Below are 13,669 nucleotides of genomic sequence, written 5' to 3' on the forward strand. Positions count from 1 at the left end.
AACGAAGAAAGTCAATTTTCAACATTCTTGTACAAACCTCAATCACCACTCCTAAAACTTAGGATAGTCCCATGCGTGACAAAACTCCAGCTTTCAAAATGGACGAGGTTTAATATCAAATTGTAATATCAATGTCAGCGTAGGCGTAGATCCGCCGTACGCATCGCTACTATATCGTTGAATTATCCTTGGTAAAAAGACTTGGGGAGGGGAAGATCATTTCCCTGCCCAAGTCTTTTCATTGACACCTTGAGAGTACCGCCTAAAACGGACTCTGCCATAAAAGCTATTTGCTGGGTAAATTGGGATATAGATGCGGAAAAATTTTCTGTGTAAACTTGACCAGCAAATAGTAATGAAAAACTATTATCAAGATTTTTTAATTCGTGATTGGGTGCAAAGCGATCGCACGAGAGCCGCCGAGGTTATCAGTTATGTATTATCAGAATACGGTCTGGGTTGGGAACCAAAGGGCGCTGACCAAGATGTGCTGCGAGTAGAAGAATGTTATTTAGCTACTGGGGGAGAGTTTTGGGTAATTGAACACCAAAGCCAGCTAGTAGGTACTGGGGCATACTACCCCATAAGTCGAGGCGAAAAAGCTGTAGAAATACGCAAAATGTATCTTTTGCCCAGCATCAGGGGTTTGGGATTAGGGAAATATTTGTTACAACAGCTAGAAGCAGCGATCGCAGAGCGTGGTTTTAGGCAAATTTGGATTGAAACTTCCAGCGTTTTAGTAGAAGCAGTCAAGCTGTATGAAAGCAACGGCTACACTCCAGCAACGGGCGTAGAAACAACAAGGTGCGATCGCGTGTATGTTAAGTCATTAGTCAATGGTCATTAGTTATTAGTCATTGGTCAATGGCCATTAGTCGAAAGTTACTAGTCAAGGACAAATCACGAATGACAAATGACGAAGGACAATTCTAAATGCACACTTGGATTAAAAATCTCACAGGCTTACTCAATCTTTTTCTCCAATCCCATTGCCCCTTATGTCAACGTGCAACTTCCCAAGAATTCTGTCAGAACTGCACCAGACAACTGCAAAAATGTCAACGCCAAGACCCGATTTCTTTATGGCAAGAGCCTATACCAGTATTTGGCTGGGGGGAATATGGTGGCCCAGTTAAACGAGCGATCGCGGCAATGAAATACGAAAATCAACCCCAAATAGCTCGTCCTTTGGGTCAATGGTTAGGAGAAGCATGGTTGTTAAATTCACCGAAGCGAGATAGCCAACCTGTGGTGGTTCCCATTCCACTGTATGCTAGCAAACAGAAGCAACGTAAATATAATCAAGCCGCACTGATAGCACAAAGCTTCTGCGAAATAACTGGATTAAAATTAAAACTAAACGGTTTAGCAAGAGTGCGAGAAACGGAAGCGCAATTTGGATTATCGGTATCGAAACGAGAAGAAAACTTGGCTCAAGCTTTTGCTGTTGGGCAAGAATTTCGTCATTGTCCCCCAAATGCCCCAGTGCTGTTAGTAGATGACATTTATACTACTGGTGCTACTGCCAGGTCTGCTGTGCAAACACTTCGTCAGAATGGAATTGTGGTCTTAGGATTAGTAGCTGTAGCCACCGCCGTCAAAGACGGATAAATCAAGAATTAATGGCAATCTTTGACTTAAAAGCGCATTAATTGACCAACTTACCCTATTCTCGTGGAAAAATTTCTTAAAGTATCATGAATAAAGTTTTTGCGGCGGGTTTAAAACAACTCATCATTATTCCTGCCATGTTGCTGGGAATAGGCATAAGTACAAGTGCGGCTTTTGCTCAGAATAAGTTGTATAGTCCAATTCCTTTATCTAACAGTACTGAAATTAGTGATAGTCTCTCAGATAAAGATATACCCACAGGTCAAGGTGGGTTTGCCCGTGATTACACAGTGAAGTTAGAGAAGGGCGATAATTTAGCAGTTGACCTGTCGTCAGAAAACTTTGATAGTATCATCACACTATTAGCACCTAATGGTTCAACTCTGGCAGAAAATGATGATGGCCCTGATGGTAGTAGCAATTCCTTACTGTTTACTCGCATCGTAGAGACAGGGAATTATGTTATTCGTGTCCGGTCTTTTGGAGAAACTGGGGTTGGGACTTTTAAACTCAAGGTGACAAAGCTGCAACCGATTAAGTGAATTAGTCACTAGTCATTAGTCATTGGTCAGGAGTTAGAAATTATTATTCTCCCCTACTTCCCCTGCCTCCCCTGCTCCTCTGCTCCCTCATCTCCCTGATTTATTGAAAGGTGGTCAGCACGCAGAGAAATAAGGCTTCAGTCCACTCAACGACTGCGCCGTAGGTATCTCCTGTATGCCCACCTAATTTGTGGTTGAACCATGCACCAGTTAAAGTGGCGATCGCACTGCCAACAACTATCATTGCCAGTGTGAGAAACAGTTGCTGTTTATCTATCAGCCAAAGTAAACCACTTAAACCGAATAACAACAACAGCCCCGGTAACAAATCCTTGTAAGAACGAATGGCTTGTTTGTGAAATGCACCTTTGCCTGTTGGTTTCAGGTAAGGATATCGGGCGATCGCTAGCTGTTGTCCCCAACGTCCCCAGCCACAAGCAGCCATTAGCAACAACCAACGGCTTTCTGCTATATCCGTCAAAGCTGCTATTTTTAATAGCACCAAGGCGATCGCAGCCATTGCTCCGAAAGCACCTGTAGCACTATCTGCCATCACCTCCAATCGCCGATCTGGGTCGCCCACTGCCAAACCATCGGCAGTATCCATTGCCCCATCTAAGTGCAATCCTCCAGTGATGGCAATCCAAATACTTACTACTAAAACACTACGAGTTAGCACGGGCATCCCAATATAATCCATCCCCGTATCTACTAATCCTAAAATTCCCCCAATTATCAGCCCTATAAGCGAAGCAAGGCTTGCTACTCCCCGAAAATCTAATCCGTTCAAATACGGTAGTGGAATAATTGTGTAAAATATGATACTAGCTGCCAGCTTTAACAGCAGCTTTTCCCACCACTGTTGCTGTTTCGTCATCTGAATTACATTAATATTTGGTAAATGCAGGATAATTGTCTTGATATAGGTACAATCTACATGAGCAGACTTTAAAACTTTAGATAAGATTTACTTCTATTAAACATTCTCCTTCAAAATTTTGTTATGCTTGTCTAAGTGGTAAGCAAATAATAGTGGGCAATTTTTATACAGAAATCCATTGATTTTAGGAAATTAAAATTCCATCAGGGAGCAAAATTTGTGTTTTGTATTCGCTAACTAAAAACTTACTCTAAATTGTTAGACGATTGTTCCACAAAATTGATATTTTTTAAATGTAGGAAGTAAACAAGCTAATCAATTATGACTGTTTAGCTATGTTGCCACTCTCCTTAGCTCAATCGCTATTTTCCTATGAGTCACCATCTACCCGACACCAGGATACCAGCTCCGTGCATTATTAACACGGGCATCATTGTGAATAAGCTCGACATACGGCGATTGCTGACAGATTTAGGTCGAGTCCACTACATCTACACCCAAGAAGATAAGGTACTGAGCGAGGGTGAAGGGGATGTGATGGAGGTTTTTGCCAATCCGCAAAGGTCTACCTTAGTGGCTAACCATGCCCTATATTTGAATGTTTGTAGTTTTGATTACTTGGAACTAAAACAGTCGTCACAACAAGAAACCTACTTCGATTTGATGCAAGAAGGGGTGTGTCTGCGGTTGATTCCCCGCTCAACCCCCCTACAAGAGCGACGAGAGCGAAACTTGAATGTCAGCGCTATAGAAGCGATGATGGAGCAAGTACTCTCAGCTAGGTGGGATGCAGAAATCGACGATGACTGTTCTGATTCTTTCTAAAAGACCTACAACTATACCAAATTTATCTAAGACTGTACTTTATTGATGAACTAGGGGCAATTCCTGAATTGCACCTAGTTTATATAGTTTTGCTATTATTTGGTTTGATTGCACAACTACCAGAGGCAGAAACTCTCTAATATCTAATGCGTGAGTTCTGCATTTTGTACCTCACTTAAAAAGCAAACTGCTGGTTTGTGGATGATAAGTTATGAAAACACTCAAAAATTCATCACCAAGACTTTGAAGATTATTTACACATTTGCAGCGTGCGGCGATCGCTAGCAGTGATAGAATTTAACCGATAAAAGTCTTGGAGAGCCAGTGAGTAAGCATAAGAGTTTAACTCATCCTCACTAACCTTGGGTAGTCTATTACTTGTAGCTACCTGATTCGACTGCTCAGAGCTGGCTTGAGTTGATGAACCATTAACCGTCATCACCAACTCTCCTGATGGATTGATTGAACCTTGAAAACAATTAAACTCTGATTGGGGCATATACAATGCACCCGTTATCTTGGCCTGCTGCTTTTGAAATATGATATAACCTTGACCAAGCTCATTTGGTTTAGGAGATTGACCATAGAGGTAAATCCCATCTTTTGCAGGAAAATTTGCTTTTGGTAGAACTCCTGTGCTTTTTGTGGCTCCCTGACTATTTGGAACCAGCGCTGTAGTTGTAGATATTGTTTTTCCGCTCTTATGAGAAAAAACTCCTCTATCTCCAGAAGCCGCATTAAGTTGACTTCTCTGCTCTCGAACTTTTCTAAGTTGCGACAAAAGAGAGTTTTCGGAAGTTTTAGTTTTCTGAATCTGAGCCGATGATAATGGAGAATCTTTAACTGATATTACTTGAGTCTGCTTGGCTAGAAAGCCCAAACCGAGAAGTAAGCCTAAGCCCGCGAGGGAAATTCCCCACTGCCGGGGAGATAATAACTGATGAAGGTTGTTAAGCACCCTACTTCTCCTGTTACAAAACTAACTAAGTTCTCTAGAACTTACTCAAAGTATAACTAAGTCTTAATTGCCTAAGACTTTGTTAAAGACTTATATTACTATTGTCCAAAAAACAAAACTGTCAAAAACTAAAGTTTTTATTTAATTCAGCCCAATTATCTTATAGTAATCCTATTTGATTTGCAAATACTGACAGGTTAAAATACCAGACTTCTTGAAGAAGTCCGGTATCTCTTTGTTCGCAACTGCTGCAAAGATTGCTCTATACAGCAGATTTCAAGGAAGGTGAAGTACACAAGCTAAGTTTCTAAATTTAGATATAAAGCCTATTTGACTCCTGACTCCTGCCTCCTAAATTCTGACTCCTGAATTCTGCCGTATTTATGAAACTTGTATATCTTGTAGCTTGGCCACCATTTCTGCACGCGCCGAAACCTTCAACTTGCGAAACATCCTCTTCAAAGCTTGTTTGACAGAATTTTGCGTAATCCAAAGCTTTTCACCAATTTCGGCATTCGTTAACCCCTGCGCCACCAATTCGGCAATTTCTAACTCACGGGCTGTTAGAGGACTGACTAAAAGCGAATTGGATATTTTGGGTTTTGTCCGTAGGGTTGCCATTTTCGCTGATAAATGAATGCATAAAGCGCTTAAATCAGCTAAATCGTTGCCATTAAAGGCAGGATTTCCCTTGTCACGAGCCAAGTTCAGCGTTCCGACAAGACGACCATCGTAAACAATGGGCCCAGTCATTACGTGTTCGTGATCTGAACGCGAACAAAAATGCTTCCAGGCTGCTGGTGATAATAATAACTGCTCATGCGCGGGAGCATGACGCTCAACCACGTAGCGCCCCACTGGATTGCTTTCTAAGCATACTGCTGGGATGCCTGGAACATTAATCTCAGTGCTTGGCTGCTCATCTAGAAGATAAATGCCCCAATTTTGCACGCCAAAATGCTCACCAATTTTATCCGTGAGAGCTAGTCTTAATTCTTGCTCATTCTGGACATTGGCGATGGCATGAAATACAGCGTGGAGAGAATTAGTCATAAGTGTACCCAGTTGGGGACTATCCAAGCCTCAACAATTACTTCTATGCTAATACCAAGGAAACTAAAACGCTAATTAGAGTAGCGACTAGGAGAAGCACATGACAGTTACACAACTCTCTGCTCAGGAACTTTTCCGGGCTGCTTATGAAAACCGCTATACTTGGGACAAGAATTTTCCCGGTTATACCGCAAATATTACCTATAAGCATGATGATAAAGTGTTTACAGGCAAAGTTATCATCACTGCCAATCTGAAAGCCGAAGTTTTGGATGTAGATGACGAGTCAGCCCAGAAAGCAATTCATGGTCAAGCGTGGGAGATAGCAATTCACCGCGTCCGCCGCAGCTTTGAAGACACCCACAGTGCCAATACCTTTAGCTATGGCAAAACTGACGAAACTGGTGCAGTTGAGCTTTTAATGGGTGGTAAGGCTGAGGGCGATAAATATAAAGTCCGCAATAATGAAGTATGTCATGTTCACCGTTTAATCCACGGTACTTACGTGACCATTGACACCTTCAGCAGTCATGACACTGGGGAAGGCTACCTGTCCCACCGCTATGACTCTGTGTACCATGACCCTAAAACTGGGGAACAAAAGGGCGGTAGAAGCGAATTTGTTGATGAGTATGAAAAAGTTGGTGACTATTTCATCCTAAATCGTCGGGAGATTCGCACCGAGATAGCAGGAAAATTTTCTACTCAAGAATTTGTTTTCTCTGACATCAAATTGTTGGAACCTGTTGCTGCTTAAACTTTCTTCTGTAATATAAAAATTAGCGATCGCTCTTAATTAAAAGGGGCGATCGCTTTTAGTAGGGGCATACATCTGTACCATGTTCCCAATCTCCGGCTGGGAATGCCATCCTAGAGGCTGCCTCAAGACTTGCGGCACTGCTACAAGCAGCATTTTCAGCCAGAGACTGGAAACGAGGTTTTAAAGGAGTTTTAAAATCACGTTAGGATACTTAATTAGGTGTTCCTAATCAAGTGGTAATTTACTTATGAGTCAACTTGAAAACATTCAAGCTGAGTACGAAAAGTTTCCTGAAGCATTTGAGAGTGTAATCATTAGCACCGTGAGCGCACAGGCAATACCCGATGCTAGTTATGCTCCCTTTGTAATGGATGATTCCAAGAATATTTACATTTACGTCAGCGGTCTTTCGACTCATACCAAAAATATTTATGCCAATCCTCATGTTAGTGTCTTGTTTATCGAGGATGAAGCTAAGAGTAATCTAATTTTTGCCCGTCGTCGTTTGAGTTTTGATTGTACGGCAACTCTGATAGAGCGTGAAACTGACAATTGGAATCAAATTGTTGAGCAATTTCAAGGGCGCTTTGGTGAAATGGTCGAAGTTTTGCGCGGCTTGTCTGACTTTCGGATTTTCCAGTTAACTCCGAGTGGAGGCCGTTTTGTAGTTGGTTTTGGGGCAATATATCAAATCAGTGGTGATAACCTTGATCAACTTGTTCAAATCACAGGAGATGGTGACAAAAAGCAAGGTTAGAAATTCAAGATTTAAAATTCAAAGTTGTACCCTTATAAGGAAGCTAGCTACGCACAGCGTCTCGTAGAGAAGAAAGTTTCAGGCTCTTATTTAAACTTAAACTAAACTTTTTAATTTTATGCTTCAGTTTCAACCTCCTGGCTTTGGACATAAAGTCATCCATACATCCTTGGGGGCGATGGTCTACTATACCCAAACGAATGCACCTTGGGCAATTGCTGACACTGAAGATTTACCCCCACTACTGTTTCTCCATAACTTTGGTGGTGGGGCATCTGCGTATGAATGGTCTAAAGTTTACCCAGCTTTTGCCTCTAATTACCATATTTTAGCCCCCGATCTCATCGGCTGGGGAGAATCGGCCCATCCAGTCCGGGATTATCAAATTAAGGATTATCTCAGTACGATCACAGAGTTTATCATCCAAACTTGTCGCCAACCGGTGACGCTGGTAGCCTCATCTCTCACAGCCGCTTTTGCTATCCGCCTAGCTATTGTTCAACCCAATTTATTCAAAGCATTGTTTTTGGTTTCCCCGTCTGGATTTGATGATTTTGGACAGGGTGCTGGACGCAGACTTCCGCTTTCAGTAATTAATGCACCTTTGTTAGACAATTTTATTTACATCCTTGGTGCTGAAAATGAAATTGCAGTCCGCAATTTTTTACAAAGTTTTCTGTTTGCGAAGTCACAAAGAGTATCCCAAGAGATGGTGGAGGCTTATTTAACCTCTGCACAACAACCTAATGCCAAGTTTGCTGCTTTGGCATTTTTGCGGGGCGATCTTTACTTTGATCTAAGTTTATATATTCAACAACTGATAATTCCCACCGTTATTTTTTGGGGAGAAAAGGCACAATTTACCAACATCAAATTAGGGCAACGCTTGGCAAATTTAAATCCAACTGCAATTCGAGATTTTTATGCGATCGCAGATGCCGGAATATTGCCTCATTTGGAAATACCGGAAGTTTTCATTGGTTTATTACAGCGGTATATTGGCGGATTGGGGAGATGAGGAAGAATAATTACAAATTATCTTAATGTCTACCTAGAAATTAGATGCGCGTTCAATGCTTTAGTAATGCGATCGCCAGAAGCTTCTAAGTGGGCTAGGGTATAAATATCATCAAGCGGTGGAACCCCACCAAGTTGTTTGAGTCTGACATCAATGGCTTTTTGCAGTTGGCGCAATTTATACCAAGCCAATGTACGACCATCTTCAGGTGTATTAGTAGTACCCAAAATCATTTCAAGCAAAATATTTAGATATTCCCGCTGCAATGAACGGCGGATGCTTGAAATTGGCTTTGGTTCTCCTGGGATCAAAACTTCTGTCCAGATGCCTGTTTGCAGGGTATCGAATAATTCTGGAATGGAAAGCGCTTGACTAGGCAGAGTTTTTAATTCTATATCTTGTAGACGATTCAGGCGATCGCTGTCTAATAGCGATCGCAATATCGCACTTTGAAAATTCAGGATGCGATCGTGGATTGGATAATCAAGGCGGTTGTTCCGTGCAGAACTACCCCAGTGTTCCCAACGTGATGGTGCCAGTTGATTGAGCAATTCTGGTGAAAAATTGAAAGCATCTTCAGCAAATGCATATTTTTGCAGTTTTGTCAATGCTTGACGTTGTTTTAAAAGTGAAACTGGTACAAATGCCCAAGCAGCATCATCACTAGCATGGAGACGCCGAAACGATTGCCCACCAATGTATTTAGAAAGCAAAATGGCGTTCCGAAAATAATATTTAAGTACTCTATTGAATTTCAGGCGCAGATTACTATAGCTTTCTCCTTTCGATAGATAACCCTTGTCAAGGCGCTGCCAAATAAAACGAGCATTATCCATCTGCCACTGCGAATAAAGTAGCACATCACTACTCATATCCCAGACATTTGCCAAAGGATTAATGTCCCAGATATCTTCATCAGTTGCGTAAGATAATTCTGGTTGAGGCGACGCTAGGGCAATCTGGTCTAAAAAACTTTTTTCTGATTCTGGAATAATTGCCTCAAATGCTGTTGGTGGGGATCTTTTATAACCATACTCAATTGCCCATTCGTCATAAGGCCCAACAACTCCTGGAAAATAGTCACCCTGCTGTACTCCCTGTGGCGCTATATTCACAGGTAGATAGTCCATCACCGAACTTACTAAACCTTTGGTGTGAGTAATTTCAGTGTTATTTAATTCTTCAGGCGCTAACATGGTGCTGCCATGAAAGTTGTGGCGCAAACCAAGAGTGTGTCCGACTTCGTGAGCGATGAGAGAACGCAAATATTGATGCACATATTCCTTCATCGTTTCACTACTTGGTGTAGTATTTGGCAAAATTGACAACGCTAGCGCCCCTATAGCTGCTTGATTTGCAGACTCCATACCATAGCAAAACTCAGAGGAGAAAAAGAGAGCAGGGGAAGATGATGTGGTAACGCGGAAATTGGGTGACGCGGAGAATCTATCCAGCAACTTTCCCGCGTCCTTCTGTCCTTCTGCTTTTTCTTGACATGGGTTTGTACTCAGTGATGAATTTGCTTCCATCAACGCTTGATATTCTTGCTGAATTGATAGCACCATATTGGCATCCACGATGATATCTGCGTCCAATATTTCCCCGGTGAATGGGTTGACGCGCATTGGCCCTCTGGCAAAACCTGCATCCAAAGAATTGAACCAGCGAATAGTGTTGTAATGTACATCTGCTGGTTTCCAATCAGCATCATCTGGCATTTGCTGTACTTCAATGGCATTTTGAAATCCGGCTTTTTCAAATGCCTTATTCCACATCAAAACGCCTTCACGAATCGCATCACGGTATTCTAATGGCACAGCATTCTCAATCCAATACACAATTGGCTTTTTGGGTGGAGATAAGGAAGCATTAGGATCGGATGGTTCTAGATGCCAGCGATTGATGTAACGTACAAATGGCTCATGAGCATTATTATTAGAGAAATTTTGAAAAGCAGTAATAAAATATCCCACTCTGTCATCGGCAAGTCTGGGAATATAACCATTGTTTTCTCTCAGCTGAGAAAAACTATAATGGACTTTTAGAGTGAGTGCCCTGCTATCGGGTACTGTAACTAAATCTGCTCCTTCTAACGATGAAAAACCGTAAGTCGAATCAATTTCTACGTTTTCTGGGAAGCTATTAACATCACTAAAATATGACTTGTGTGCATCTAAGCGGTAATCAGCCTGTAAAGAGTATTTTAACAAGGAACTTAATCCGGGAAAATCCTGCATGAGCAGTTCATCCAGGCTGATCAGAATATTTTTACTGTTTGGATCAATAGTGGCTATTTGGAGTGAATAAAGAACTGAATCGCTAAATGAACGAGCAAGCGATCGCTGTTCTGCTTCACTTTCTGTACGGAATTTAACATTACGTACAACAAAATGCAATCTGTTATTTATTCGTCGGAAGTAGAAGAGAAAATCAGAAATAGGTAATCCACTATAAATCCCACTTTCTCCAACGCCCGATTCTAATGTAACTATAGCTAGGTAATCTTTATTTAGCTGCTCTGGTTGAATTTCTAAGTAAATTTTGCCCGAATCTTCACTGCAATAAAGTGTGAAGAGTCCCTCTAGTTTATCTATCTTATTAAGAATGCCATTAAATCGACAAAAATCTTCCTTTTCAATCTCAGAAAAATTTTTGTCAGCACTGGCTAAATTTTCAACTGCTGGGAGTGCATTTAATTGCTGCACATCAATATTAGAAATATTTGAAAGCTGGTTTGCTCCGGCGTAATCAGATGAGAGGAACAAGTTATACAATAATACTATACAGATTGCTAATTTAGTTATCCAGTATTTCATCCTTGGGCTTTTCACCTGAAGCAGTTATCGTGTAAAGGAAAGATGTGGATTAATTTGTCGTCTGTAAGCCCTTCAAATATCTAGGGATTACGATATAAATCCACTCGGTCAGATAAACAATACCTCTAGTACAGCATGCTGGAAATCCAGCTACTATCTCGATTAACCAGACAAGTTGATCGAGCAATTTGTGAAAATTAGGCAAACTTCCATTACAGTGTACTAGCCTAAAAATCGCGTGACTATTTGATTGTTATTAGTAACTCTTGAGAAATTACCTATTAACAATATATGTCTTAAGATAGATATATTTTACAACTAAAGATATATGTTTTTTTACATCTATCTGTATTAAAAACCAAATGTAGCATTAAAAATGTATTTAGTGCTACATTTGGCAGCCGAAGAAATCTTAAGCATGATTTATAAACAAAGAGCGAGACTTGTCAAAAAGCTGTTATTAAACAGGTAAACGCTTTTTTTGGGCTAATTGTGGAAGTTTATGCTAATCTCAACCTTTTCCTTACATAGTCAATTGGTTCTTCCCAATGTTCTTCAAAACGGTAGCCCAACAAAAAATCAGCTTTTTTGCCTAGTTCTTGCCCTTTCGCCAAATTGACGAAAATCGCTTTGATTTGTTGGGGAGCCAAAATTGGATAGAGCAATCTCGCTAACCACAAACCGATTTGCAGTGATTTGCTGTAGTTTTGTGTAGCAGCAAAAGCAAGTACCCCAATTTCTCCTGCGTAGGTGGTATCAAAATCAAGCAAGACGTGAAAAATATCATGGGTGACTAAATATCGCAGAGCAAATAGATTACGTTTGGCAATGTCTTCTAGTTCTGGGCTGATGTTTAATGGTTTTAGTTGATTTACCTGCATATAATTGGCATATTCTCGTCCAAAGGAGCCTTGAGGATATTGGCTTAATTGGTTCAAATCAATTGCGGGATAATATCCCACTACTGGTTGTAGTTTGGAAGCGATTGCTGGAGAAATTTTAGTACCAAAAAACTCAGATTTAAGAATGGCAATATCACCCAAATTTTCTGAGTTTTTGTAAGCCAGAATTGCTTTGAGTTGTTGTAGTTTTTTGAGCATAATAATTTTCCGTAATGGGCTAACCAAAGTTGAGACAGCGCCAGGTGTAGACCTTGATACAAAGTTATCTAACGTCGAATAACTGTTAAGGACACAGTTAGGTGAATAGGCGAAATAATAGACCAGAAATCTTGTTGTAATCAGTTTTTATAAATATAGGTGTAGCTTTAGTTAAGAAACGTAGACACAAAGCGGCTTCGCCCAGAGTAACCCAACGCCAAGAATCCTTGCTTTTGTTGGTTTTCACTTTGTTCAACCCAATTTACAAATATTGTATTTTTTCAAAGCCACAAAAGAGCGTAAATAAGTTTTCTCTTCCCCAGGGTTGAAGAAGCCTTTCTTTTTTATAACTTAAGATATGCCTTTTGCTAGAAGGATAATTGTCTTTTTATAGTTAGTCTTTACTAGTACCCTAAAAAATTAAGTTAATTGGCATGATAAATTTGATTTCTAGGACGATTAGTCACATCAATTCCCTGCTTAAAGGACTTCAGGTAAAAGGTTTTTTGGCTGTTGTCCTAGTTGGTTTTCTAATGCTGACAACGAATGTTAGTGATGGGCAAAATGACAAAGGCTTAAAAGAGAGAGTTCGTGAAAAGGTAGAGCAGAATGATGCTCAAAGACCGAAAACAGTAGGGCAGTGGTTTAAAGATGCTCGTGAAACAGAGGCTTCTCCTGGCGAACGACTTCAGAAGATTGGACAACAATCAGGAGAAGCCTTTAAAGAATTTGGATCTGGGTATGTAGAGGGCGCTCAAGAAACGGCTAGTGATGTAGGGGATAGTGCGGCACAGGCAGGCAGAAATATCTCAAACAAAGTTGCACGCTAAATGCGTCAGAATATCCTATTGGCAGCAAGTAGTAATAACTTTTCGCCAATAAATTAGTTACCCATAGAGACGTTGGTATTAAATCAACAAAGTCTTCAAATACTTCTTAGGTAACACGCTTACTTTTTTTGATGAAAGATTGTAGCGTTTCTCAGTTGCCTAAAATATAGGTCTTTAGTAGGGGCGCATAGTTAGCTATGCGCCTCTACTGCTGCATCCAAAAGACCTCATTTCCATTCCAATACTTGTCGGTTAAAGGGAAAAGGGGAAAGAGGAAAGAAAAAAACTTTAACCTTTCCCCAAATCCAATGCCGAGTTAAAAATGCAAAACCCGAGCAGTATTGACTTCCATTCCTCTCCTACGGTGTAACTTTCCATAACACTTAATAAATCGGTACAAATAAAGTGAACTATTAAGGCTTGTCATTTGTTATTTGCAAAAATGCTTGACGCAGAAATATCAGCACTTTTCCATAGAAATAGGAAAAATAGCAATTGATATAGTTATGTTTATTTATA

Annotated in this window: 13 protein-coding genes; 8 read left to right on the forward strand and 5 right to left on the reverse strand. The window is 40.6% G+C overall.

Annotation, left to right across the window (positions count from 1 at the left end):
• Nucleotides 1-355 precede the first annotated feature (355 nt).
• From H6G97_RS02930 to H6G97_RS02940, 3 genes are all read left to right on the forward strand, one after another.
• Complete coding sequence (locus H6G97_RS02930) at nucleotides 356-847, forward strand: GNAT family N-acetyltransferase (protein WP_190939225.1); 492 nt, start codon at nucleotides 356-358, stop codon at nucleotides 845-847.
• Nucleotides 848-933: 86 nt separating this feature from the next.
• On the forward strand, nucleotides 934-1,611 hold the full coding sequence (locus H6G97_RS02935; protein ID WP_190939226.1) for a ComF family protein: 678 nt from the start codon (nucleotides 934-936) through the stop codon (nucleotides 1,609-1,611).
• Nucleotides 1,612-1,697: 86 nt separating this feature from the next.
• Entirely contained in the window at nucleotides 1,698-2,153 is a 456-nt protein-coding gene (locus H6G97_RS02940) for a PPC domain-containing protein (protein ID WP_190939227.1), read from the forward strand.
• Nucleotides 2,154-2,253: 100 nt separating this feature from the next.
• Here the strand turns inward: H6G97_RS02940 and cobS are convergent, their stop codons facing one another.
• Nucleotides 2,254-3,030: an adenosylcobinamide-GDP ribazoletransferase gene (cobS, locus tag H6G97_RS02945; protein ID WP_190939228.1), complete on the reverse strand. Its 777-nt coding sequence runs from the start codon at nucleotides 3,028-3,030 to the stop codon at nucleotides 2,254-2,256.
• Between the two features lie 375 nt (nucleotides 3,031-3,405).
• Between cobS and H6G97_RS02950 the strand changes: the two genes are divergently transcribed.
• A complete protein-coding gene (locus H6G97_RS02950) occupies nucleotides 3,406-3,858 on the forward strand; it encodes a hypothetical protein (protein WP_190939229.1) in 453 nt (150 codons plus the stop codon).
• A 250-nt stretch (nucleotides 3,859-4,108) separates the two neighbouring features.
• On the opposite strand, the gene H6G97_RS02955 is transcribed toward H6G97_RS02950, so the two are convergent.
• A complete protein-coding gene (locus H6G97_RS02955; protein ID WP_190939230.1) occupies nucleotides 4,109-4,816 on the reverse strand; it encodes a hypothetical protein in 708 nt (235 codons plus the stop codon).
• Between the two features lie 381 nt (nucleotides 4,817-5,197).
• Complete coding sequence (locus tag H6G97_RS02960; RefSeq protein ID WP_190939231.1) at nucleotides 5,198-5,869, reverse strand: LuxR C-terminal-related transcriptional regulator; 672 nt, start codon at nucleotides 5,867-5,869, stop codon at nucleotides 5,198-5,200.
• Between the two features lie 100 nt (nucleotides 5,870-5,969).
• On the opposite strand from H6G97_RS02960, the gene H6G97_RS02965 reads away from it, so the two are divergent.
• The 3 genes from H6G97_RS02965 to H6G97_RS02975 all read left to right on the forward strand — a co-directional run bounded on the left by H6G97_RS02965 (nucleotide 5,970) and on the right by H6G97_RS02975 (nucleotide 8,404).
• Nucleotides 5,970-6,626, forward strand: a complete 657-nt coding sequence (locus tag H6G97_RS02965) for a DUF3386 domain-containing protein (protein ID WP_190939232.1) — start codon at nucleotides 5,970-5,972, stop codon at nucleotides 6,624-6,626.
• 250 nt (nucleotides 6,627-6,876) lie between these two features.
• Nucleotides 6,877-7,386 (forward strand): HugZ family pyridoxamine 5'-phosphate oxidase, encoded by a 510-nt coding sequence (locus tag H6G97_RS02970; RefSeq protein ID WP_190939233.1) that lies wholly within the window; start codon nucleotides 6,877-6,879, stop codon nucleotides 7,384-7,386.
• A 118-nt stretch (nucleotides 7,387-7,504) separates the two neighbouring features.
• Nucleotides 7,505-8,404 (forward strand): alpha/beta fold hydrolase, encoded by a 900-nt coding sequence (locus H6G97_RS02975; RefSeq protein WP_190939234.1) that lies wholly within the window; start codon nucleotides 7,505-7,507, stop codon nucleotides 8,402-8,404.
• A 29-nt stretch (nucleotides 8,405-8,433) separates the two neighbouring features.
• Here the strand turns inward: H6G97_RS02975 and H6G97_RS02980 are convergent, their stop codons facing one another.
• Both H6G97_RS02980 and H6G97_RS02985 read right to left on the reverse strand, forming a co-directional pair.
• Complete coding sequence (locus tag H6G97_RS02980; protein WP_190939235.1) at nucleotides 8,434-11,220, reverse strand: zinc-dependent metalloprotease; 2,787 nt, start codon at nucleotides 11,218-11,220, stop codon at nucleotides 8,434-8,436.
• Between the two features lie 500 nt (nucleotides 11,221-11,720).
• Nucleotides 11,721-12,320 (reverse strand): Coq4 family protein, encoded by a 600-nt coding sequence (locus H6G97_RS02985; RefSeq protein ID WP_190939236.1) that lies wholly within the window; start codon nucleotides 12,318-12,320, stop codon nucleotides 11,721-11,723.
• 434 nt (nucleotides 12,321-12,754) lie between these two features.
• On the opposite strand from H6G97_RS02985, the gene H6G97_RS02990 reads away from it, so the two are divergent.
• Nucleotides 12,755-13,150 carry a hypothetical protein gene (locus H6G97_RS02990; protein WP_190939237.1) on the forward strand — a complete coding sequence of 132 codons (396 nt, stop codon included), beginning with the start codon at nucleotides 12,755-12,757 and terminating at the stop codon, nucleotides 13,148-13,150.
• Nucleotides 13,151-13,669: the final 519 nt, after the last annotated feature.

It is taken from the genome of Nostoc flagelliforme FACHB-838, from assembly GCF_014698065.1.
GTDB classification, from domain to species: domain Bacteria; phylum Cyanobacteriota; class Cyanobacteriia; order Cyanobacteriales; family Nostocaceae; genus Nostoc; species Nostoc flagelliforme_B.